The following is a 23,100-nucleotide window of genomic DNA, read 5'->3' as shown; positions in this document are numbered from 1 at the left end:
GGGGGGTTTCGTGTTGGGGCCCCGCGCCCCTTTTGGGTTTTGGGGGGGCCCCCCCCCCCGGGGGGGGGCCCCCCCCCCCGGGCCGGCCCCCCCCCCCGGGCCGGCCCCCCCCCCCCCCGTCCGGGTCCGGCCACGCGGCCGGACCCGAAGGTCACACGCACACCATTGTCACCCGAAAGTGGATCAGCCCTGACCCGCGTCGAGGATGTCGACCACGAAGACCAGCGGCGCGTTGGCCGGGATGTCGCCCTGGCCCTTGTCGCCGTAGGCCAGCGCGGCCGGGATCACCAGCTCGACCCGGCTGCCGACGGTCTGGCCGACCAGGCCCTGGTCCCATCCCTGGATGACCTGTCCGCCACCGACCGGGAAGGAGAACGCCTGGCCCTTGCTGAGCGAGGAGTCGAACATCTTGCCGTCCTTGAACAGCGCGCCGGTGTACTGGACGACGACCTTCTCGCCCTTCTCCACCTTCGGCCCGGTGCCCTTGATCAGCACGTGCGTCTTCAGCTCGGTCGGGTCGGCCGCGCCGGCCACCGGAGTGATGTCCGCGGGCTTCTTGCCGTTGTCCTTGACCTGCGGGAAGTCCGCCGGCGGCGGCGTCACGGTGCCGCTCACCACGGCGTCCGGCGCGTTGGCGTTGCGGATGTCGATCACGAAGATCAGGTCGTCCTTGGGCCCGATCGACATGTCGGACTTGCCCTGGGAGCCGAACGCGGCGGCCGGCGGGGCCACCACGAGGATCCGGCTGCCGGCCTTCTTCCCGAGCACGGCCTGGTCCAGCGCCGGGATCAGCGCGTCGGTGCCGGCCTGGAAGATCTGCTGCTTGCCGTTGTTGTCGTACGAGCTCGGGATGTCCTTGCCCGTGTTCCAGTCCTTGGCGGTGTAGTCCACCGAGGTCCAGGAGTTCTTGTCCACCTTGGCGCCGGTGCCCTCGGACAGCACCTTGACCACGAAGGAGCCGTCGGAGGCCTCGCCGGGCACCTGGATGTCGGCCTTCTTGCCGAAGTCACCGGTGATCGTCGGCAGCACCTTGGCGCTGTCCTTGATCGGCGGCACCGGGTCGGCGGTCGGCGTGGGAGGCGCGCTCTGGGCCGCGTCCGGCTTGGCCGCGGTGTCCGACTTGGAGCCGCCGTCCTTGTTCACCATGTAGAGCGTCACCGCGCTGCCGGCCAGCAGCACGGCCAGCACGGTGCCGAGGATCACGCCCAGGCGGCCCACGCCGGGCGGGTTCTCGTCGTACCCGGCCTCCGAGGTGTCACCCCGGCGCACCGTGGAGGCGAAGATCTGCGGGGTGTCGTCGGTCTTCGTCCCGCCCGTGGCACGCGGCCTGTCGCCGGGCTGCGCCCAGCCGGCCTGCTGCTTCAGGATCGACGGCGGGACGACGATCGACTCGCCGTCCCCCGGAAGCGGGCCGCCGGGGCGCGAGGCGGCCGGGTCACCCGCAGAGCTGTCGTTCGCCGCGGTGCCGGCCCCGCCCGGGCTCGGCGTCTTCTCAGTCATGACTCCCCATCCATCTCGCCACGAGGTCTTCCAGGTCTGCTCCCGGCGTCGTGAGCGCCGGTGTGCCGCCGCACCGTCCGCCCCGGACCTCGGCGCCGGGCGGCACCTGCCACAGTGCGAGGGCAGTATGACAGCTCAGGATGAGGGCGGACGCTTCGGTGTACGAGCGTCCGCCCAAGCGTACGGAATCCTGCGGGGGACTTCCTAGCGCGTCTCTGACAATTCCCGCCGGGCGTGCGACGCGAATGGTTCAGACACGCCCTAAACCGCTTCCAGAATGTCGATCACGAAGACCAGCGTGGAGTTCGCCGGCACCGAGCCCTGCGCCTGGTCCTTGTAGCCGAGCGCGGGCGGCACCACGAGTTCGACCCGGCTGCCGACGGTCTGGCCGACCAGCCCCTTGTCCCAGCCCTCGATGACGCTGCCGGTGCCGATCTGCACGGCCTGGGCGCCGCCGTGGGTCCAGGAGGAGTCGAACTGCTGGCCGTTGCTCCAGAGCACCCCGGTGTACTGCACCACCAGCGTCTGCCCGCTCTTGACCTGCTTGCCCTCACCCTTGATCAGCACCGCCTGCTGCAGGTCGGTGGGCGGCGCCTGCCCGGCCGGGACGGTGATCGTCACCGGGGCCTTGCCGTTGTCCTTGACCTGCGGGAGGGTCGCCGGCGGCTGGGTCATGGCGCCGGACAGCGTGGAGTCCTGCGGCAGGCTCTCCATGATGTCCAGCACGAACACCACGGTGTCGTTCTTGTCGACGCCGAGCTGGGTGCTGCCCTGGTCGCCGAAGGCCGCCGCCGGCGGGGCCACCACCAGCAGCCTGCTGCCGACCTTCTTGCCGATCACGCTCTGGTCGAACGCCGGCACCAGCTGCCCGCTGCCCGCCTGGTACAGCTGCGGCTTGCCGCCCGGGTCGTAGGAACTGGGCAGGTCCTTGCCGGTCGTCCAGTCCTTGGCCGTGTAGTTGACCGTCACCCAGTCGCCCTTGTTGACCGTCGACCGCTCGCCCTCGCTGACCGTGTTCACCACGAACTGGCCGCTGGGCTGCTGCCCCTCGGGGATGGTGATGGTGGCCTTGCTGCCGAACCCGCCGCCGGACAGGGTGGGCATCGGGGAGGCCTCGGTCACCGGCGCCGGCACGGTGGGCGGCGCACTGGCCGCGGACGGCGACGCCGGGCCGGCCGCCTTGGGCGAGCTGCTGCAGGCGACGGCCAGCAGCAGCGGCAGGGTGAGAAGCAAACCGGCGGTGCGGCGCACGGTGGTCCTTACTGTCGATCGAGGTCGGCCCTGACTCGACGGACAGCGTATGCCCGGACGGTGTCCGGCCCCGGTAGACACCACCACCGGGGCCGGACACCGCCCTGATCACGACCCGGGGGCTACATCCCGGCGATCAGCTTCTCGACGCGCTCGTCCACCGAGCGGAACGGGTCCTTGCAGAGCACCGTGCGCTGCGCCTGGTCGTTCAGCTTCAGGTGCACCCAGTCCACCGTGAAGTCCCGGCGCTGCTCCTGCGCCCGGCGGATGAAGTCCCCGCGCAGCCGGGCCCGGGTGGTCTGCGGCGGGATCGACTTGGCCTCGAAGGTCTTGAGGTCGGTGGTCACCCGCTGCGCCTGGCCCTTGCCCTGGAGCAGGTAGAAGAGGCCGCGACGGCGGTGGATGTCGTGGTAGGCGAGGTCGATCTGGGCCACCCGCGGGTTGGACATGCTCATCTGGTGCTTCTCGCGGTAGCGCTCGATGAGCTTGTACTTCATGATCCAGTCGATCTCGGTGGCCACCCCGTCCAGGTTCTCCGTCCGGACGGCCTCCAGGGTGCGGCCCCACAGGTCGAGGACGCGCGCGATGGTGCCGGTGTTGATGCCCTTGCGGTCGGCGAACTCCAGCGCCTTGCTGTAGTACTCCTCCTGGATGTCCAGCGCGCTGGCCTCCCGGCCGTTGGCGAGCCGCACCTGGTGGGTGCCGGTGAGGTCGTGGCTGACCTCGCGGATCGCCCGGATCGGGTTCTCCAGGGTGAGGTCGCGCATCACCACGCCCGCCTCGATCAGCCGGAGCACCAGGTCGGTGGCGCCGACCTTGAGCAGCGTCGTGGTCTCGGACATGTTGGAGTCGCCGACGATCACGTGCAGCCGGCGGTAGCGCTCGGCGTCCGCGTGCGGCTCGTCGCGGGTGTTGATGATGGGGCGGGAGCGGGTGGTGGCGGAGCTGACCCCCTCCCAGATGTGCTCGGCCCGCTGGCTGACGCAGTAGACCGCGCCGCGCGGGGTCTGCAGCACCTTGCCCGCGCCGCAGATCAGCTGGCGGGTCACCAGGAACGGGATGAGCACGTCGGCCAGCCGGGAGAACTCGCCGTGCCGGGCCACCAGGTAGTTCTCGTGGCAGCCGTAGGAGTTGCCGGCCGAGTCGGTGTTGTTCTTGAAGAGGTAGACGTCCCCCGCGATGCCCTCCTCGTGCAGCCGGCGCTCGGCGTCGACGAGCAGGCCCTCGAGGATCCGCTCGCCCGCCTTGTCGTGCGTCACCAGCTCGGTCACGTCGTCGCACTCGGGGGTGGCGTACTCGGGGTGGGAACCGACGTCCAGGTACAGCCGGGCGCCGTTGCGCAGGAAGACGTTGCTGCTGCGCCCCCAGGAGACGACCCGGCGGAACAGGTACCTCGCCACCTCGTCCGGCGACAGCCGTCGCTGCCCGCGGAACGTGCAGGTCACGCCGTACTCGTTCTCCAGCCCGAAGATCCGGCGGTCCATGAGCACTCCATTCTGTGTCGGAGCTGTCCGAAACCGCCTCCACGGCGGCCGGGCCGCCGCAGGGGCACCGGAGCCCCGTACGGCCTCCGTCCGGCCGCCGTACGGGACTCCGCAGGCACTGCTACTCCGGCGCGGTCTCCGCCGGGTCGTCCTCGTCGTCCGACTCCGCGGACTGGTCCCCTTCGAGCAGCCGGCCGAGCTGGCCGCCCAGGATGCGCTTGAACTTGCGCTGCTGGAACCGCTGGCGGTCGAGGACCGCGACCTCCAGCTGTTCCGGGGTCAGGGTGCGCGGGCTGCCGCCGTTGGGGTCGCGGGCGAGCGAGTCCACGGCCGCCCGGACCACCTCGGTGAGGCTCATCCCGGCGCGGTGGCGCTGGCCCAGGTAGTTGCCGATCGAGTCGGCGTTGCCGCCGACCACGACGTAGTTCTTCTCGTCGACGATCGAGCCGTCCGGGGTGAGGCGGTAGATCTGGTCCTCGTCCGGGGTGCGGCCGACCTCGGCCACGATCAGTTCGACCTCGTACGGCTTCTCGCCGACCGAGGAGAAGATGGTGCCGAGGGTCTGGGCGTAGACGTTGGCCAGGCCCCGGGCGGTGACGTCGGCCCGGTCGTAGGAGTAGCCACGCAGGTCGGCGTAGCGGACGCCGCCGATGCGCAGGTTCTCGAACTCGTTGTAGCGGCCGACCGCCGCGAAGGCGATCTTGTCGTAGATCTCGGAGACCTTGTGGAGCGCCCTGGAGGTGTTCTCGGCGACGAAGACGATGCCGTCGGCGTAGGTGAGCACGACCACGCTGCGGCCGCGCGCGATGCCCTTGCGGGCGTACTCCGCGCGGTCCGCCATGGCCTGCTGGGGCGAGACGTAGAACGGTGTCGACACCGGCGGTCGTCCCTTTCCTGAGAGGTGGCTAGAGCAGCGGGGCCTGCGGGCCGTTGGGGTGCGAGAGGCGCTGGTCGGTGATCGAGACGGCGATCGCGGCGACCTCCGGCTCGGTGAGGCGGCGGAAGCCGTCCTCGGTGATCAGCGAGACGATCGGGAAGATCTTGCGGGCCAGGTCGGGGCCGCCGGTGGCGGAGTCGTCGTCGGCCGCGTCGTAGAGCGCCTGGACGACCAGCGTCGAGGCCTGGTCGGCCGTCAGGCCCTCCCGGTACAGCTTCTTCATCGCGCCCCGGGCGAACACCGAGCCGGAGCCGGTGGCCGCGAAGCCGCGCTCCTCGGAGCGCCCGCCGGTGACGTCGTAGCCGAAGATCCGGCCGCGGCGGAGGTCCAGGTCGTAGCCGGCGAACATCGGGACGACGGCGAGGCCCTGCATCGCCATGCCCAGGTTGCCCCGGATCATGGTGGTCAGCCGGTTGGCCTTGCCCTCCAGGGAGAGCGTGGCGCCCTCGATCTTCTCGTAGTGCTCCAGCTCCAGCTGGAACAGCCGGACCATCTCGACCGCGAGGCCGGCGGTGCCGGCGATGCCGACCGCGCTGTACTCGTCGGCGGGGAACACCTTCTCGATGTCGCGCTGGGCGATCACGTTGCCCATGGTGGCGCGGCGGTCACCGGCGATCACCACGCCGCCGTCGAAGATCGCGGCCACGATCGTCGTCCCGTGCGGGGCCTCGACGACGGAGCCCTCGGGGAGCCCGCGGTGGCCGGGGAGCAGCTCCGGCCGGTGCTCGGAGAGGAAGTCGAGGAACGACGACGACCCCGGGGTCAGGAAGGCAGCCGGTAGACGCCCGGTGCCACGAGTGTTGGCTTCCACACGATTCCTTCCAGGTGGGTTGAAGCGCGCGCTGCCCGCACCCTACCCGCCCGACGATCACTGTCCAGGCGGGCCGGGGGCCGGTGCCGGGCGGCCGGGCGGACATCGCCGCCCGGCCGCCCTCGACGGTCGCGACCGTGAATTCCCGATGACCGGGGGGACGGGCTATTGCCCGCCCTTCTGGACGAATCCCCGGACGAAATCCTCGGCATTGGATTCGAGGACCTCGTCGATTTCGTCCAGCACCGCGTCGACGTCGTCGCTCAGCTTTTCCTGGCGCTCCTTGAGGTCGTCGGAATTCTGGGTTTCCGCGGCCTGCTCCTCGACCTCCTCGGAAGAGCGGTTCGCCCGCTGCTGGCCGCCGCCGGTGTCCTTGGTCGCCATTTCCCTCACCCCGCTCGATTCGTCTGGCACGGTTCGGTCGGTGCTTGCTGCACCGACCCTATACACAAGGTGCGACAACCGCTCCCGGTTTGCCGGTGGCGCTTCCTGTCCGACACCCGCTGTCACCCCGGATGATTCCCATTCGGCGGGCGTTCACCCGTGGTGATCGAAAAGTTACCCGCCGGCCAGGACGCGGAGCAGGTCCTCCGCGGTCCGGCAGCGGTCGAGCAGCTCCTTGACGTGGTTGCGGGTGCCCCGCAGCGGCTCCAGGGTGGGCACCCGCTGCAGCGAGTCCCGGCCGGGCAGGTCGAAGATCACCGAGTCCCAGGAGGCGGCCGCGACGTGGTCCGCGTACTGCTCGAGGCAGCGGCCGCGGAAGTACGCCCTGGTGTCCTCCGGGGGCTTGGAGACGGCCCGCTCGACCTCGTCCTCGGTGAGCAGCCGCTCGAACCGGCCGCGGGCCACCAGACGGTTGTAGAGGCCCTTCTCGGCCCGCACGTCGCTGTACTGGAGGTCGACCAGGTGCAGCCGCGGGTTGTCCCACTCCAGGGCGTCGCGGCTGCGGTAGCCCTCCAGGATCTCCCGTTTGGCGATCCAGTCCAGCTGCCTGGACAACGACATCGGGTCGCGCTCCAGCCGGCCCAGGACGTCCTCCCAGCGGGCCAGCACGTCCACGGTCTGCTCGTCGGCGTCGGTGCCGAAGCGGTCCTCGACGTACTTGCGGGCCAGCTCGAAGTACTCGAGCTGGAGCTGGACGGCGGTGAGTTTGCGCCCGTTGCGCAGGGTGATCAGGTGCTTGAGCGTGGGGTCGTGGGAGACCCTGTGCAGGGTGCGCACCGGCTGGTCGACGGCGAGGTCGGAGGCGATGAAGGAGTCCTCGATCATCGAGAGGACCAGTGAGGTGGTGCCCAGCTTGAGGTAGGTGGAGATCTCCGAGAGGTTGGCGTCCCCGATGATCACGTGCAGCCGGCGGTACTTCTCGGCGTCGGCGTGCGGCTCGTCGCGGGTGTTGATGATCGGGCGCTTGAGGGTGGTCTCCAGCCCGACCTCGACCTCGAAGTAGTCGGCCCGCTGGCTGATCTGGAAGCCGTGCGCCGAGCCGTCCTGGTGGAGGCCCACCCGGCCGGCGCCGGTGACCACCTGGCGGGAGACGAAGAACGGGGTGAGGTGGCGGACGATGTCGGCGAACGGCGTCGCCCGCTTCATCAGGTAGTTCTCGTGGGTGCCGTAGGAGGCGCCCTTGTTGTCGGTGTTGTTCTTGTACAGGTGGATGTTCTGCCCGTTGGGCAGCTCCAGCGCGCGCTGCGCGGCGGCGGCCATGATCCGCTCGCCCGCCTTGTCCCAGAGCACGGCGTCGCGCGGGTTGGTGACCTCGGGCGAGCTGTACTCGGGGTGCGCGTGGTCCACGTAGAACCGGGCCCCGTTGGTGAGGATGACGTTGGCGAGACCGATGTCCTCGTCGGTCAGCTGGCTGGCGTCCGCCACCTCGCGCGCGAGGTCGAAGCCCCGGGCGTCGCGCAGCGGGTTCTCCTCCTCGAAGTCCCAGCGGGCCCGCCGCGCCCGGTGCATCGCCGCCGCGTACGCGTTGACGATCTGGGACGAGGTGAGCATGGCGTTGGCGTTGGGGTGCCCGGGCACGGAGATCCCGTACTCGGTCTCGATGCCCATCACGCGCCGTACGGTCATGCGGCCCTCCTTGCCCGGTGCCCCGCCCCCCACGGGCGGCGCACGCCGACGTACCGCTGAAACAACACCGGCGCCGGCGTTCTGCCCGCGAACGGTGGGTCGAGCCTAGAACCCGGCACCGACGGGCGGGCCCCGAGACGCGCCGTCCGGCTGCGGGGCCGCGAGGCGCCACAGCCGGACGGGTGCGTGCTGTACCGGGGACCGCCGGGGCGGCCCGGTCACCGCGCGCCTACAGGTACTGGCCCGTGTTGGCGACGGTGTCGATCGAGCGGCCGGACTCGGCGCCCTGCTTCCCGGTGACCAGCGTGCGGATGAAGACGATCCGCTCGCCCTTCTTGCCGGAGATGCGGGCCCAGTCGTCCGGGTTGGTGGTGTTCGGCAGGTCCTCGTTCTCCTTGAACTCGTCCACGCAGGCGGCGAGCAGGTGGGAGACGCGCAGACCGCGCTGACCGTGGTCGAGGAAGTCCTTGATGGCCATCTTCTTCGCGCGGTCGACGATGTTCTGGATCATCGCGCCGGAGTTGAAGTCCTTGAAGTACAGGACCTCCTTGTCACCGTTGGCGTAGGTGACCTCCAGGAACCGGTTCTCCTCGGTCTCGGAGTACATCCGCTCCACGACCGACTGGATCATCGCGGCCACCGTCGCCCCCAGGGAGCCGTCGTGCTCCTTGACGTCGTCCGGGTGGAACGGCAGCGACTCCTTGAGGTACTTGGAGAAGATGTCCTTGGCGGCCTCGGCGTCCGGGCGCTCGATCTTGATCTTGACGTCCAGGCGGCCGGGCCGCAGGATCGCCGGGTCGATCATGTCCTCGCGGTTCGAGGCGCCGATGACGATGACGTTCTCGAGCCCCTCCACGCCGTCGATCTCGGCGAGCAGCTGCGGGACGATGGTGTTCTCCACGTCCGAGCTGACGCCGGAACCGCGGGTGCGGAACAGCGACTCCATCTCGTCGAAGAAGACGATGACGGGCGTGCCCTCGCTCGCCTTCTCCCGGGCCCGCTGGAAGACCAGGCGGATCTGCCGCTCGGTCTCGCCCACGTACTTGTTGAGCAGCTCCGGGCCCTTGATGTTGAGGAAGTAGCTCTTCCCCTGGGGGCGCCCGGTGACCTCGGCGACCTTCTTGGCCAGCGAGTTGGCCACCGCCTTGGCGATCAGCGTCTTGCCGCAGCCGGGCGGGCCGTAGAGCAGCACGCCCTTGGGCGGGCGCAGCTCGTACTCCTTGAAGAGGTCGGCGTGCAGGTACGGCAGCTCGACCGCGTCGCGGATCAGCTCGATCTGGTTGCTCAGGCCGCCGATCTGGCGGTAGTCGATGTCCGGGACCTCCTCGAGGACCAGCTCCTCGACCTCGGCCTTCGGCACGACCTCGTACACGTAGCCGGAGCGGGGCTCCAGCAGGAGGGCGTCCCCCGCCCTGATGGTGGTCTCGCGCAGCGGCTCGGCGAGCCGCACCACCCGCTCCTCGTCGGTGTGGCCGATGACCAGGGCGCGCTCGCCGTCCTCGAGGATCTCCTTGAGGGTGACGATCTCGCCGATGCGCTCGAAGGCCATCGCGTCCACGATGTTGAGGGCCTCGTTGAGCATCACCTCCTGGCCGCGCCGCAGTTCGTCGAGGGCGACGTTCGGGCTGACGTTCACGCGGAGCTTGCGCCCGCCGGTGAAGATGTCGGCGGTGCCGTCCTCGTTGGCCTCGAGGAAGGTGCCGAACCCGGCCGGGGGCTGTGCCAGCCGGTCCACTTCCTCCTTGAGGGCCACGATCTGGTCGCGGGCCTCGCGCAGGGTGGAGGCGAGCCGTTCGTTCTGGGCGGTCACGCCGGCCAGGTTGGTCTGGAGCTCGACGATCCGCTCTTCGAGGATCCTCGAATTGCGCGGCGAGTCGGCGAGCTTGCGGCGCAACACGGCGATTTCCTGCTCGAGGTACGAGAGCTGAGCGGTCTCGTCGGAACCACGAGCGGGCCTGCCGGTGCTGCGGTTGTAGTCGTCATCGTGGGCTGCCACGGTCCTCACCTCCTCCGGGGAGCTGGACGCTTCCAGACCCTACCTGGGACCAGGGGTCCGTAAACCCCTAGATCAAGAAAGATGGAACGGGCGTGTCCGATCTTCGCCCCAGCGTGCTTCCCCTCTGCTAAGGAGATACCCACCGCGCACCACCCAAAGCGGGCCAGATGTATCGTCGAGCGAAGTGATATCCGATCGCGACCGCGGCACCGGGTCCGATCGTTGTACGAATGGCGGGATTGCCCGGAAATAGGGCGACCCGGGACAGAAACGGCAGGGAACCATGTCGGAGACCGAGCAGACGGCGGCGGCCGAGCAGCTGGAGGTGTGGATCGACCAGGACCTGTGCACCGGCGACGGCATCTGCGTGCAGTACGCGCCGGAGGTCTTCGAGCTCGACATCGACGGCCTGGCGTACGTGAAGGGGCCGGACGACGAGCTCCGCCAGCAGCCCGGGGACAGCGCCCCGGTGCCGCTGACGCTCCTTCAGGACGTGGTGGACTCGGCGAAGGACTGCCCCGGCGACTGCATCCACGTGCGCCGGGCGTCCGACCTGGTCGAGGTGTACGGGCCGGACGCGGAGTAGCGCCCGGGGCGGGCGCGCGCCCGCCTCAGGTCAGACTCACCGGGGCGGCGGTCTGGGAGCGTTCCCAGCCGCCGCCCTTGCGCGTCCAGGTGAGGTCGAGTGAGATGTCGGGGCGGAAGCGCGGCACGTCCTCGCTCGAATACCCCTGCGCGTGGCCGGTGATGGCGCCGTCGGACCGCAACGCCAGCCGGCCGACGGTGAGGTTCTCGCGCTCGGAGAGCAGGGTGCTCACCACCACCGGGCGGTCGCCCGGGCCGAAGCCGAGCAGGTAGACGGCGTCCGGCGGGGTGCCGTTGGCCGCGTCGCAGTGCGCGGCGACGACGGTGCCGGGGCGGCCGTCACCGAGCACGGCGGGCATGCTGAGCACCGCCTTCACCGGGAAGGGGCCGCAGTCGAGGGGCAGTTGGGCCGCGGCCGGGTCGGGGGCGGCGCTCGCACCGAGTGCCCTGGGGGCGCCGTGGAGGGGCACCGGGCTGCCCGAGGCCGGCCCGGCCGCGAGCCCGGCGGCCACCACCGCGCCGCAGCCGGCCAGGGCCAGCGCCCAGTGCCAGGGGGCGGTTCGCGCGTGCCCGGGCCGGCTGCCGCCCCGCGGTGTCGTCTGCTCTCCAGCCGTCGTCCCGACCGCGGTCTCCACCAGGCGTCCCCTCCAGTGGTCTGTGTGAGCGAGCATCGTCCCACACGGGGCGGGCCGGCGGAGGGCTCGGGTGTACGGAGACGGCGAAGGGGTGGTACGCGTTTCGCGCACCACCCCTTCGCGGGTCGGTCGTCGGTTCAGCCGAGGTCGGGCTGCCCGGCCTCGGCGCGGGCGGCGGCACGGGCCGCGGCGCGCTCCTGGAGGGTCGGCTCGGGGGAGCCGTTGTCGTAGTCCTCGCCGTACGCGCCCTTGGCCGGGCGGCGGCGGCGCAGCGGCGGCTCGACGCCGTCGGCAAGCCGGCGGGCGGTGAGCAGGAAGCCGGTGTGGCCGATCATCCGGTGGTCCGGGCGGACGGCCAGGCCCTCCAGGTGCCAGGTGCGGACCATGGTCTCCCAGGCCTGCGGCTCGGTGAAGGTGCCGTGCTCGCGCAGCGCCTCGACGGTCTTGGACATCTGCGTGGTGGTGGCCACGTAGCAGCAGATGAGGCCGCCGGGGACGAGCGCCTTGGACGCGACGTCCAGGCACTCCCAGGGGGCGAGCATGTCGAGGATGACGCGGTCGACGTCGGTCTCGACCAGGTTGTCCTGGAGGTCGCCGACGGTGAGCTTCCACGCCGGGTGCGGTCCGCCGAAGTAGCGCTCGACGTTGCCCTTGGCGATGTCGGCGAAGTCCTGGCGGCGCTCGTACGAGGCCAGCATGCCGGTGTCGCCGACGGCGCGCAGCAGGTAGCTGGAGAGCGCTCCGGAGCCGACGCCGGCCTCGACGACGCGGGCGCCGGCGAAGATGTCGGCCATCGCCAGGATCTGCCCCGCGTCCTTGGGGTAGATCACGGCGGCGCCGCGGGGCATGGACAGGACGTAGTCGGGGAGCAGGGGGCGCAGCGCGAGGTACGGGACGTTCCCCGTGGTGCGCACGACCGTGCCCTCGGGGGCGCCGATCAGCTCGTCGTGCGGGAACGCACCCTTGTGGGTGTGGAACTGGTTCCCGGCCTGGAGCGTGAACGTGTAGTGGCGGCCCTTGGGGTCGGTCAGCTGGACCTGGTCCCCGACCTGGAAGGGCCCGCGTCGGCGGGTGGCACCGGTCGGTTCGGACATGCCGACAATCCTAAGGGAAGCGGACGGCCCCGCCCGACCGGGGTGATCACCGGCGGCCTCCGGGGCGTGGCGCCGGGCGCCGTCAGCGCCCCGTGACGGCCGCGGTCAGGCGCTGCTCGATGTCGGTGAGCGCGACGACCCCGTAGACCCGGCCGTCCGCCTCGACCACCAGGTACTCGCCGGACGGGGTGGCCTGGACGGCGCGCAGCAGGTCCTCGCCGCCGAGGTCGGCGTCCAGCCGCAGCCCGGGTTCGAGGTCGCGGGCGAGCGGGCCGACGGCGACCCACGGGCGGCGGTGCTCGGGCACCGCGCGGACGGCGGACTCCCGGACGACGGCGATCGGCTCGCCCCGCCCGTCCACCACGACCACCGCACCGGCCTGGGCCTCCCGGGCGCGGCGCAGCGCCTCGCCGAGCGGGGTGTCGGCGGTGACCTCGACGGCGCGGCGGGCGAGGTCGCGCAGCCGCAGCCCCGGCAGCACCTCCTTGAGCCGGGCGTTGCGCAGACTGGCGGTGGCGCCGTTCCAGATGATCGCGGCGAGGACGGCGGCCAGCACCGCGTCCACCAGGGTGTCGGTGGTGCTGCGCTCGATCCCGCGGGCGGAGCTGACCAGCGGCAGCCCGATCAGCACGGCGACGGCCAGCCCCCGGCCGACCCAGGAGGCCGCGACCGTGCCGGTCATCGCCCGGCCGCTGACCGCCCAGACGACGGCCCGCAGCATCCGGCCGCCGTCCAGCGGCAGGCCCGGCAGCAGGTTGAAGGCCGCGACGACCAGGTTGGAGACCATCAGGCCGGCGAGCAGCACCCCCGGCACGGTGGAGGCGTCCACGGCCCGCAGCGCGAGGTAGAAGACGCCGCCGAGCGCCAGGGAGAGCAGCGGCCCGACGAAGGCCAGCCAGAACTCCCGCCAGGGGCTCTCGGCCTCGTTCTCGATCTCCGACACCCCGCCGAAGAACTGCAGCTGGATCCGGCGCACACCGAGGCGGTAGCGCAGTGCGACCAGCGTGTGGGCGAGCTCGTGCACCAGGACGGAGGCGTAGAACGCCACCGCGAAGGTGAAGGCGAGCAGGTAGCGGGGCGCGCCGCCGAGGTCCGGCAGGACGTCCCCGAGCTGGCCGCCGAATACCCAGGTGATCAGGGCGGCGATGACGAACCAGGAGGGCGTGACGTAGACGGGCACGCCGAAGGGGCGGCCCATCAGGATGCCGCCGCCGCGCTCGGGCGGCTGGGGCGGGCGCCCGGCCCCGCGGCCGTCGTCGTCGCCGTGCGGTGGCTGGTCGGAGGTCTGCTGCCCCCTGCTGTCGCTCACCGTGATCCCTTCGGTCGTCTGCCCCGTCGTGCCCCGGTGCGCCCACGCTACGTGATCGCGGCCGCCCGGAGCCGTGCGCCCCTCTGTCGGTGTTCATACCCACTGCGCCGGGCGGTGTGGCAGCCCGGTGGCAGCGGGATGACAGCGAAGGGCAATAGGGTCGGGGGCATGCAGCAGACCGACACCACCAGCGCCGCCGGGGCACCGGCGCGCCCGGCGGCGCCCCCGACCGGCCTGTCCCCGTCCCGTGCGGGGGACTTCCTCACCTGTCCCCTGCTGTACCGGCTGCGGGTGATCGACCGGCTGCCCGAGCCGCCCAGCGCGGCGGCGACCCGGGGCACCCTGGTGCACGCGGTGCTGGAGCGGCTGTTCGACAGCCCGGCGGGCGAGCGGACCCCGGAGCGGGCCCTGGGCCTGCTGCGCCCGCAGTGGGAGCGGCTGCTCGGCGAGCGCCCGGAGCTGGCCTCGCTCTTCCCGGGGGATCCGGACGGCGCGGCGCTCACCCGCTGGCTGGCGGACGCCGAGAAGCTGGTCGGGCAGTGGTTCCGGCTGGAGGACCCGACCCGGCTGCACCCGGTGGAGCGCGAGCTGTACGTGGAGACGGCACTGGAGTCGGGGCTGCTGCTGCGCGGCTACATCGACCGGGTGGACGTCGCCCCGACCGGCGAGGTCCGCCTGGTGGACTACAAGACCGGCCGGGCGCCCTCGCGGGACTTCGAGGGCAAGGCGATGTTCCAGATGAAGTTCTACGCGCTGGTGGTGTGGCGCTGGAAGGGCGTGATCCCCAGGCGCCTCCAGCTGGTCTACCTGGGCGGCGGCGGGGACGTGGTCAGCTACGACCCGGACGAGGCCGACCTGCTCGCGGTGGAGCGCAAGCTGCTGGCGCTCTGGGAGCGGATCACCCTCGCGGTGGCGACCGGGGACTTCCCCGCGACCCGCAACCGCCTCTGCGACTGGTGCGACCACCAGGCCAGCTGCCCGGAGTTCGGCGGCACTCCCCCGCCGTACCCGCTGCCGCTGGCCCGTACGTCTGACGAAGACGATCCCACGGGGGATCCGATGAGCAAGGAGTCCTAGGTGACGATCCGAGTGTTGCTGGTCGACGACCAGCCGCTGCTTCGCACCGGTTTCCGGATGATCCTGGAGGCCGAGTCCGACCTGGTGGTGGTCGGTGAGGCCGGCGACGGTCAGCAGGCGCTGGACCAGGTCCGCGCGCTGCAGCCCGACGTGGTGCTGATGGACATCCGGATGCCCAGGATGGACGGCGTGGAGGCCACCCGCCGGATCGCGGGCCCGGGCCGGGACGGCCCGGCCAAGGTCCTGGTGCTGACCACCTTCGACCTGGACGAGTACGTGGTGGAGGCGCTGCGCGCGGGCGCCAGCGGCTTCCTGCTGAAGGACGTCCCGGCGGAGGAGCTGGTCCAGGCGATCCGGGTGGTGGCGGACGGCGCGGCGATGCTGGCGCCGAGCATCACCCGGCGGCTGCTGGACATGTACGCCACCAAGCTTCCCTCCGGCGAGGAGGCGCCGCCGCAGGCGCTGAGCGCGCTGACCGAGCGCGAGCTCGAGGTGCTGAAGCTGGTGGCCCGCGGGCTGTCGAACGCGGAGATCGCGGCCGAGCTGTTCGTCAGCGAGACCACGGTGAAGACGCACGTGGGCCACGTGCTGACCAAGCTCCAGCTGCGCGACCGGGTGCAGGCGGCGGTGTACGCCTACGAGAGCGGGCTGGTGCGTCCGGGCGCCCTCTGAGGCCGGTACGACGGTGGCCCGTCCGCCTCCCCCGGGTCCGGGAGGAGGTGGACGGGCCACCGTCGTGCGGAGGGGGTCCCGGTCGCCCGGTGCCGCCCCTGTCGGCTACTTGCCGCCGACCCGGCCGATGTCCCAGAAGCGGAACACGCCGGTGGTGTCGACGGTCGACTCGACACCGGTGATGTACGAGCGGGCCGCGTAGAAGGCCTTGTTCTGGAACAGCGGGATGAGCGGCACGTTCTCGGCGGCTATCTGCTGGATCTGGGCGTAGCCGGAGGCCGCGGCGCTGCGGTCGGCCTGCTTCACGCCGTCCGGCACCAGGCGCTGGCTGATCCGCGGGTCGTCCCAGCCGGTGTGGTACGCGCCGCCCTGGACGAGCAGCGGGGCGATGTAGTTGTCGGCGTCCGGGTAGTCGGCGAACCAGCCGACGATGTACGCCTGGTACTTGCCGTCCGCCCAGCCCTTCTTGAAGGCGTCCCAGTCGGCCTCCTGCTGGACCGTCACCTGGAAGAGGCCGCCGGCCTCCAGCTGCTTCTTGAGCATCTCGGGCTCGGCGCTCTCGGCCCGCGAGCGCGACCAGGTGAGGCTGATCTTGACCGGGGTCTGGACCTTGGCGTCGGTGAGGATCTTCTTGGCCTTGGCCACGTCCTGGTCGCCGTAGCGGTCGAAGTAGGCGGTGGTGTGGCCGACGACGCCGGCCGGGACCAGCGCGTACAGCGGCTGGACGGTGCGGGCGAAGACGTCGCGGGCGAGCGCCTTGCGGTCGAGCAGCTGCGCGGCGGCCTGGCGGACGGCGACGTTGCCGGTGACCGGGTCCTTGGTGTTGAAGACCATCGAGCGGGTGTCGTTGCTGTCGCCCTCGACGACCTGCAGGTCGGTCTTGCCGCCCTGCTGGTCGGCGTGGATCTGGGCGGCGGTGTTCGGCTCGAGGCTGTTGTCGGTGAGGTCGACGTCGCCCTTGTCGAGCGCGGTCTTCAGGTCCGCGGCCTTGTCGTAGTACCGCACGGTGAACTTGCTGTTCCGCAGCTTGGCGTCGCCGTTGTACTTGTCGTTGGGCACCAGGACGACCTTGCCCAGCTGCTTGCCGGCGTCGCCGCTGCCCAGGGCCGCGAGCGAGTCGACGCGGTACGGGCCGGAGCCGACCACCTTGTCGTTGGAGAGCGCCTTGTCGGCGGGGAACACCTGGTGGTCGACGATGGCGCCGGCCGGGCTGGCCAGCTTGGCCGGCAGGGTGGCGTCCGGGGCGGTGAGGTGGAAGATCACCTCGTTGTCGCCCTTGGCCTCGACGCTCTTGATCGAGGTGAGCAGGTCGGACGGGCCGTTCTCGTCGCTGATCTTCTTGGTGCGCTCGATCGAGAACACCACGTCGGCGGCGGTCAGCGGGTGGCCGTTGGAGAACTTCAGGCCGGGCCGCAGCGTGCAGTGGTACTGGGCGGCGTCGCCGCTGGTGAACTCGCAGGACTGGGCGGCGTCCGGCGAGGGCGCGCTGGAGGCGGCCGGGAAGGCGAGCAGCGACTGGAAGGTGTTGCGCAGCACCAGCCAGGAGCCGGAGTCGTAGGCGATGGCCGGGTCCAGCGAGCTGGTGAGCTGGCTGGTGCCCATGGTGACCGACTTGCCGCTGTCCCCCTTGACGGCGTCGGTGACCGATCCACAGCCGGCCACCGTCACGGCGACCAGACCGGCGCAGCCGAGTGCTGCCAGGCGTTCAGCTGAAGTTCTCACGGGGCGCGTCCTTCTGGGTGCGGTCCGGCGGGGGCCGGTGGCCCGCGCCGAGGACGCCCCGGGGTGCGGGGGCGCGTGCGCGGACCGGGCGCCCGGACGACCGCGCGCAGGACGGGGTTGCCCGTCGTCGGCGGCGGCAGGGCGCGTGGGGAGGGGAACGAACCCGAGTAGCGTGCCATATCGAACACGCACGACCGATACCCGTGCAGATGACGTTTGGGACACGGCGGTTGAGGGCAGCGCGTTGCACCCGACGAGTTGTCAGTCAATGCCCGATTTCTCCCCGGGCTACCGCCGCCGACAGTCGGACAGGGACGCTTACCCGCGAGTAGCCCAACCCTGCAATGAGATGACAATCACACTCGCGAGGCCACCAGCGAGCGGAGCAGTTCAAGATCGACCTGCTCCAGCGAGGGCAGCACCAGCCGCCCGGGAGCCGGCTCGATCGGCGCCACCGAGGGCACCGCGATCACCGGGCAGCCGGCCGCCTCGGCCGCCCGCACCCCGGTCGGCGCGTCCTCGACCACCACGCAGCGGGCCGGCTCCGCGCCCAGCCGGCGGGCCGCCTCCAGGTACGGGTCCGGGTGCGGCTTGGTGCGCGGCACCTCGTCCCCGGCGACCGTGAAGGCGAAGTGCCGCTCCCCGAGCGAGCGCAGCACGATGTCGACCACGTGCCGGTGCGAGGCGGTCACCAGCACCGCCGGGATCCCGTGCGCGGCAAGGGTGTTGAGGAGCCGCTCGGCGCCCGGCATGAGTGGCACGCCGCCGGCCAGCAGGTCGACGAAGCGCTGGTTGATCAGCACGATGAGGTCGGCCGGCGCGAGGTCCACCCCGGTGGTGCCGACCAGGTAGTCGATCACCCGGGTCATCGGCCCGCCGACCACCTGGGCCCGGTCCTGCTCGGTCAGCGCGTGGCCCAGCTCGGCGAAGAGCGTGACCTCGGCCTGCCACCAGAAGTCCTCGGTGTCCACCAGCGTCCCGTCCATGTCCAGCAGCACCGCCTGCAGGCCGCGGCCGTCCCCGTGGTCGAGGACCCGGGCGGCGGTGGAGATGGTGGTCATGGTGGGAGTCCTTCCGTCGGTCCCCCGGGGCCGCCGGGCGGCCCCTGGGGATGGCACGGGCCGGCCCGCTGGTGAGCGGACCGGCCCGTTCAGGATCATCAAGGATACGCCCGGTCCGCCCGGAGGGAGCGAACGCGGCGGGGCGTTCGGGTTACCGGGCGTTGAAGTACTTCGCCTCCGGGTGGTGGATCACGATCGCGTCGGTGGACTGCTCCGGGTGCAGCTGGAACTCCTCGGAGAGCACCACGCCGATCCGCTCGGGCTTGAGCAGCTCGGCGATCTTGGCGCGGTCCTCCAGCTCGGGGCAGGCCCCGTAGCCGAGCGAGAAGCGGGCGCCCCGGTACTTGAGGGCGAACATGTCCTTGACGTCCTGCGGGTCCTCGCCGGAGAAGCCCAGCTCGTAGCGGACCCGGGCGTGCCAGAACTCGGCCAGCGCCTCGGCCAGCTGCACGGACAGGCCGTGCAGCTCCAGGTAGTCGCGGTAGGAGTTCTCGGCGAACAGCTCGTTGGCCGCCTCCGAGATCCGGTTGCCCATGGTGACCACCTGCAGGCCGACCACGTCCCGCACCCCGGACTCCTCCGGGCGGAAGAAGTCCGCCAGGCAGAGCCGGCGCCCGCGCCGCTGGCGGGGGAAGGTGAAGCGGGTCCGCTCGGTGCCGTCCTCGTGGAAGACGATCAGGTCGTCGCCCTTGGAGTTCGCCGGGTAGTAGCCGTAGACCACGGCCGCCTCCAGCCAGCCCTCGGTCTGCAGCCGGTCCAGCCACATCCGCAGCCGCGGCCGGCCCTCGGTCTCCACCAGCTCCTCGTAGGAGGGGCCGTCGCCGCTGCGGGCCGCCTTCAGGCCCCACTGGCCCTTGAACAGCGCGTCCTCGTCCAGCCAGGAGGCGTAGTCGGCGAACGGCACGCCCTTGACGATCCGGTCGCCCCAGAACGGCGGGACGGGCACGGTGTTGTCGACGGTGACGTCCGAGCGGACCTGGCCGAGGTTGACCTCCGGCTCCTCCTCCACCTCGACGCGGGCGTGCCGGCGCTGCTTGAGCTCCGGCAGGGTCGCGCCCGGCACCCCGCGCTTGACCGCGATCAGCGCGTCCATCAGCCGCAGGCCCTCGAAGGCGTCCCGGGCGTAGCGGACCTCGCCCTCGTAGATCTCGTGCAGGTCCTGCTCGACGTAGGCGCGGGTCAGGGCGGCACCGCCCAGGATCACCGGGTAGCTCGCGGCCAGCTTGCGCTGGTTGAGCTCCTCCAGGTTCTCCTTCATGATCACGGTGGACTTCACCAGCAGGCCGGACATCCCGATGACGTCCGCCTTGTGCTCCTGCGCGGCGTCCAGGATCGCCGAGACCGGCTGCTTGATGCCCAGGTTGACCACGTTGTAGCCGTTGTTGGACAGGATGATGTCGACCAGGTTCTTGCCGATGTCGTGGACGTCGCCCTTGACGGTGGCCAGCACGATGGTGCCCTTGCCCTCGCTGTCGGACTTCTCCATGTGCGGCTCCAGGTGGGCCACCGCGGTCTTCATCACCTCGGCGGACTGGAGCACGAACGGCAGCTGCATCTGGCCGGAGCCGAAGAGCTCGCCGACCACCTTCATGCCGGCCAGGAGGGTCTCGTTGATGATCTCCAGCGCGGGGCGCCCGGCCAGCGCCTCGTCCAGGTCGGCCTCCAGGCCGTTGCGCTCGCCGTCGATGATCCGGCGCTGCAGTCGCTCGTCCAGCGGCAGCGCGGCCAGCTCCTCCGCCTTGGAGGCCTTGACCGAGGCCGAGGAGACCCCCTCGAACAGCTCCAGCAGCCGCTGCAGCGGGTCGTAGCCGTCCCGGCGGCGGTCGTAGACCAGGTCGAGGGCGGCCTCGCGCTGGTCCTCGGGGATCCGGGAGATCGGCAGGATCTTGGAGGCGTGCACGATCGCCGAGTCCAGACCGGCCTCCACGCACTCGTGCAGGAAGACCGAGTTCAGCACCACGCGCGCGGCCGGGTTGAGGCCGAAGGAGATGTTGGACAGGCCCAGGGTGGTCTGCACGGCCGGGTGGCGGCGCTTGAGCTCGCGGATCGCCTCGATGGTCTCGATGCCGTCCCGGCGGGACTCCTCCTGGCCGGTGGCCAGGGTGAAGGTCAGGCAGTCGACCAGGATCGAGCCCTCGTCCACGCCGTAGTCGGCGGTCAGCTCGGCGATCAGCCGCTCGGCGATCTCGACCTTGGTGCCGGCGGTGCGGGCCTGGCCCTCCTCGTCGATGGTCAGCGCGATCAGGCCGGCGCCGTGCTCGCGGGCCAGCGAGGCGATCCGGCCGAAGCGGGAGTCCGGGGCGTTGCCGTCCTCGTAGTTGACCGAGTTGAGCACCGCGCGGCCGCCGAGCGCCTCCAGGCCGGCCCGCAGCACGTCCGGCTCGGTGGAGTCCAGCACGATCGGCAGGGTGGAGGCGGTGGCCAGCCGGCCGGCGATCTCCCGCATGTCGGCGACGCCGTCGCGGCCGACGTAGTCGACGCACAGGTCCAGCAGGTGGGAGCCGTCCCGGATCTGCTCGCGGGCGATCTCCACGCAGGCCTGCCAGTCGCCGGCCAGCATCGACTCGCGGAACTTCTTCGAGCCGTTGGCATTGGTGCGCTCGCCGATCGCCAGGTAGGAGGTGTCCTGGCGGAACGGCACCGCCTGGTACAGCGAGGCCGCCGAGGGCTCCGGCTGCGGGGTGCGCGGCGAGATCGGGCGGCCCTGCACCCGCTCGACCACCTGGCGCAGGTGCTCGGGCGTGGTGCCGCAGCAGCCGCCGACCAGCGAGAGGCCGTACTCCCGGGTGAACACGTCGTGCGCGTCGGCCAGTTCGGCCGGGGAGAGCGGGTAGTGGGCGCCGTCCTTGCCGAGCACCGGCAGGCCCGCGTTCGGCATGCAGGACAGGCCGATCCGGGCGTTCTTGGCCAGGTAGCGCAGGTGCTCGCTCATCTCGGCCGGGCCGGTGGCGCAGTTGAGGCCGATGTAGTCGACGCCGAGCGGCTCCAGGGCCGTCAGCGCGGCGCCGATCTCGGAGCCGAGCAGCATGGTGCCGGTGGTCTCCACCGTCACCTGGACCAGCACCGGCAGGTCCAGCCCGGCCTCGGCGAGGGCGCGCTTGGAGCCGAGGATGGCGGCCTTGGTCTGCAGCAGGTCCTGGCTGGTCTCGACCAGCAGCGCGTCGGCGCCGCCGGCGATCAGGCCGGCCGCGTTCTGCTGGAAGCCGTCGCGCAGCGTCCCGTACGGGGCGTGGCCGAGGGTCGGCAGCTTGGTGCCGGGGCCGATCGAGCCGAGCACCCAGCGGGTGCGGCCGTCGACGGCGGAGTGGGCGTCGGCCACCTCGCGGGCGATCCGGGCACCGGCCTCGGACAGCTCGAAGATGCGCTCCGGGATGTCGTACTCGCCGAGCGCGGAGAAGTTGGCGCCGAAGGTGTTGGTCTCGACGCAGTCCACGCCCACCGCGAAGTAGGCCTCGTGGACGGAGCGGACGATGTCGGGCCGGGTGAGGTTGAGGACCTCGTTGCAGCCCTCCAGGTTCTGGAAGTCCTCCAGCGTCGGGTCCTGCGCCTGGAGCATGGTGCCCATCGCACCGTCGGCGACCACCACGCGGGTGGTGAGCGCCTCACGCAACGCGTTCGCGCGGCTCTGCTGAGTGATGGACGGGTCGGCTGCAGTGGCCATGGGGCTTCTCCCTGGTGCGACGGCTGTCGGCTTTGCGTCCCGCTGACTCGGGCACGCACCTGGCCAGGGTATCCGCCTCTCGCCCCGGCCTGCGGTGGCATTCCGTATCCTGAGCGTTCGACCGCAAGGGGGGAGCAACCGCGTGGCCCGATTCCGGACCCGCGCGCGGCAGGTCGGCGGGGCCCTGGCGGCCCCCTGGCGAGCGCTGCGCGACCGCTGGCGAGCCTGGTCCCGGTGGCGCCGGACCCTGCTGGTGCTGGCCCTGGCCGCGGCCGTACCGGTCGCCGCACTGGGCTCGTTGTTCGTCGCGATCCGGTTGCACTACACGGGTGAACCGGCACCCGAAGCGCGCACCCGGGGGCGGGACGCCGTCTGGCTCGGGCACGCCTGGGTGGACGGCCGCAAGACCGACGCGGACGTCGCCGCACTGGTCCGGCAGCTGGCCGGCACCGGCGTGCACGACCTGTACGTCCACACCGGCCCGCTGGAGCACGACGGCTCGCTGCCGCCGTCCGTCCACCCCGCGGCCCGCTGGTTCACCGGGGCGGTGCACGCCGCGCTGCCGGAGATCCGGCTGCAGGGCTGGCTGGGCGACGAGGTGAAGCCGGAGAAGGACGCCCTGGACCTGGACGACGCCCCCACCCGGGACCGCGTCACCGCGTCCGCCCGGCAGGTGCTGGACCTCGGCTTCGACGGCGTGCACTTCGACATGGAACCGATCCGGCCCGGTACGGCCGGCTGGCTGACGCTGCTCGACCAGGTCCACCCGGTGACGGCCGCCCTCGGCGCCCGGCTGTCCGTGGCCGCGCCGCAGATCGACCCGGTGCCGGGGCTGCACACCGCGGGCATCCTGCTCAGCGGCCACGGCAAGTGGTGGGACCGCGCGTACTTCGCCGAGACGGCCCGCCGGGTCGACCAGATCGCCGTCATGACGTACGACTCCTCGATGCCGACCGAGCCGCTGTTCGGGGGCTACGCCGCGCTGCAGACCGAACTGGCGCTGGAGGCCACCCCGCCGGACGTCGACCTGCTGATGGGCCTGCCGTTCTTCTGGGACGACAAGTGGGGCCACTGGGGTGACGCCGAGACCGTCTCCGCCGCCGTCCGCGGGGTGCGGCTGGGGCTGAGCCGCGAGGACCCGGAGCGGCGGAACTTCGGCGTCGCGCTGTACGTGGACTTCGCCGCCACCCCCGAGCACTGGGCCGCCTACCGGCGCGGGTGGGTCGAGGTCTGAG

General features: G+C 71.5%; 18 protein-coding genes. 4 read left to right on the top strand and 14 right to left on the bottom strand.

The features are described 5' to 3' along the window. Positions 1–183: 183 nt before the first annotated feature. The 8 genes from ACIRS1_RS09885 to arc all read right to left on the bottom strand — a co-directional run bounded on the left by ACIRS1_RS09885 (position 184) and on the right by arc (position 10,049). Positions 184–1,500 carry an FKBP-type peptidyl-prolyl cis-trans isomerase gene (locus ACIRS1_RS09885; RefSeq protein ID WP_360208611.1) on the bottom strand — a complete coding sequence of 439 codons (1,317 nt, stop codon included), beginning with the start codon at positions 1,498–1,500 and terminating at the stop codon, positions 184–186. Between the two features lie 261 nt (positions 1,501–1,761). Next, complete coding sequence (locus ACIRS1_RS09880) at positions 1,762–2,751, bottom strand: FKBP-type peptidyl-prolyl cis-trans isomerase (RefSeq protein WP_360208609.1); 990 nt, start codon at positions 2,749–2,751, stop codon at positions 1,762–1,764. Positions 2,752–2,873: 122 nt separating this feature from the next. Then, positions 2,874–4,235 carry a Pup--protein ligase gene (gene pafA, locus ACIRS1_RS09875; protein WP_360208606.1) on the bottom strand — a complete coding sequence of 454 codons (1,362 nt, stop codon included), beginning with the start codon at positions 4,233–4,235 and terminating at the stop codon, positions 2,874–2,876. 121 nt (positions 4,236–4,356) lie between these two features. Next, positions 4,357–5,112 (bottom strand): proteasome subunit alpha, encoded by a 756-nt coding sequence (prcA, locus tag ACIRS1_RS09870; RefSeq protein ID WP_402838238.1) that lies wholly within the window; start codon positions 5,110–5,112, stop codon positions 4,357–4,359. Between the two features lie 28 nt (positions 5,113–5,140). Continuing rightward, positions 5,141–5,983 carry a proteasome subunit beta gene (prcB, locus tag ACIRS1_RS09865; RefSeq protein WP_402838236.1) on the bottom strand — a complete coding sequence of 281 codons (843 nt, stop codon included), beginning with the start codon at positions 5,981–5,983 and terminating at the stop codon, positions 5,141–5,143. A gap of 165 nt (positions 5,984–6,148) precedes the next feature. Then, on the bottom strand, positions 6,149–6,367 hold the full coding sequence (locus ACIRS1_RS09860; protein ID WP_360208597.1) for a ubiquitin-like protein Pup: 219 nt from the start codon (positions 6,365–6,367) through the stop codon (positions 6,149–6,151). Positions 6,368–6,541: 174 nt separating this feature from the next. Next, positions 6,542–8,053 carry a depupylase/deamidase Dop gene (dop, locus tag ACIRS1_RS09855; RefSeq protein WP_360208594.1) on the bottom strand — a complete coding sequence of 504 codons (1,512 nt, stop codon included), beginning with the start codon at positions 8,051–8,053 and terminating at the stop codon, positions 6,542–6,544. 229 nt (positions 8,054–8,282) lie between these two features. Then, positions 8,283–10,049: a proteasome ATPase gene (gene arc, locus ACIRS1_RS09850; RefSeq protein ID WP_360208591.1), complete on the bottom strand. Its 1,767-nt coding sequence runs from the start codon at positions 10,047–10,049 to the stop codon at positions 8,283–8,285. Positions 10,050–10,332: 283 nt separating this feature from the next. Here arc and ACIRS1_RS09845 point away from each other — a divergent pair, with 283 nt between their 5' ends. Continuing rightward, positions 10,333–10,635: a ferredoxin gene (locus ACIRS1_RS09845; protein WP_360208588.1), complete on the top strand. Its 303-nt coding sequence runs from the start codon at positions 10,333–10,335 to the stop codon at positions 10,633–10,635. 25 nt (positions 10,636–10,660) lie between these two features. Here the strand turns inward: ACIRS1_RS09845 and ACIRS1_RS09840 are convergent, their stop codons facing one another. From ACIRS1_RS09840 to ACIRS1_RS09830, 3 genes are all read right to left on the bottom strand, one after another. Continuing rightward, positions 10,661–11,269 (bottom strand): hypothetical protein, encoded by a 609-nt coding sequence (locus tag ACIRS1_RS09840; RefSeq protein ID WP_360208585.1) that lies wholly within the window; start codon positions 11,267–11,269, stop codon positions 10,661–10,663. Positions 11,270–11,406: 137 nt separating this feature from the next. Beyond that, on the bottom strand, positions 11,407–12,363 hold the full coding sequence (locus ACIRS1_RS09835) for a tRNA (adenine-N1)-methyltransferase (protein ID WP_360208583.1): 957 nt from the start codon (positions 12,361–12,363) through the stop codon (positions 11,407–11,409). 82 nt (positions 12,364–12,445) lie between these two features. Further along, on the bottom strand, positions 12,446–13,678 hold the full coding sequence (locus ACIRS1_RS09830; RefSeq protein ID WP_402838626.1) for a site-2 protease family protein: 1,233 nt from the start codon (positions 13,676–13,678) through the stop codon (positions 12,446–12,448). 162 nt (positions 13,679–13,840) lie between these two features. Here ACIRS1_RS09830 and ACIRS1_RS09825 point away from each other — a divergent pair, with 162 nt between their 5' ends. Together ACIRS1_RS09825 and ACIRS1_RS09820 are read left to right on the top strand one after the other, a co-directional pair. Further along, positions 13,841–14,749, top strand: a complete 909-nt coding sequence (locus ACIRS1_RS09825) for a RecB family exonuclease (RefSeq protein WP_360208578.1) — start codon at positions 13,841–13,843, stop codon at positions 14,747–14,749. Beyond that, positions 14,750–15,421, top strand: coding sequence for a response regulator transcription factor (locus ACIRS1_RS09820; RefSeq protein WP_063346919.1), 672 nt, complete (start codon positions 14,750–14,752; stop codon positions 15,419–15,421). 105 nt (positions 15,422–15,526) lie between these two features. Here the strand turns inward: ACIRS1_RS09820 and ACIRS1_RS09815 are convergent, their stop codons facing one another. The 3 genes from ACIRS1_RS09815 to metH all read right to left on the bottom strand — a co-directional run bounded on the left by ACIRS1_RS09815 (position 15,527) and on the right by metH (position 21,865). Next, positions 15,527–17,143, bottom strand: coding sequence for an ABC transporter substrate-binding protein (locus ACIRS1_RS09815; RefSeq protein ID WP_360208574.1), 1,617 nt, complete (start codon positions 17,141–17,143; stop codon positions 15,527–15,529). Positions 17,144–17,499: 356 nt separating this feature from the next. Next, positions 17,500–18,204 carry an HAD family hydrolase gene (locus ACIRS1_RS09810; protein WP_402838232.1) on the bottom strand — a complete coding sequence of 235 codons (705 nt, stop codon included), beginning with the start codon at positions 18,202–18,204 and terminating at the stop codon, positions 17,500–17,502. Between the two features lie 151 nt (positions 18,205–18,355). Further along, positions 18,356–21,865: a methionine synthase gene (gene metH / locus ACIRS1_RS09805; protein ID WP_402838230.1), complete on the bottom strand. Its 3,510-nt coding sequence runs from the start codon at positions 21,863–21,865 to the stop codon at positions 18,356–18,358. A 142-nt stretch (positions 21,866–22,007) separates the two neighbouring features. Between metH and ACIRS1_RS09800 the strand changes: the two genes are divergently transcribed. Continuing rightward, positions 22,008–23,099, top strand: coding sequence for a hypothetical protein (locus ACIRS1_RS09800; protein WP_402838228.1), 1,092 nt, complete (start codon positions 22,008–22,010; stop codon positions 23,097–23,099). Position 23,100: the final 1 nt, after the last annotated feature.

The organism is Kitasatospora sp. NPDC101176 (assembly GCF_044768035.1).
In the GTDB taxonomy this organism is placed as follows: Bacteria; Actinomycetota; Actinomycetes; order Streptomycetales; family Streptomycetaceae; genus Kitasatospora.
The sequence above is the reverse complement of the archived record's forward strand: the minus strand, read 5'-3'. Positions and strand labels throughout refer to the sequence as shown.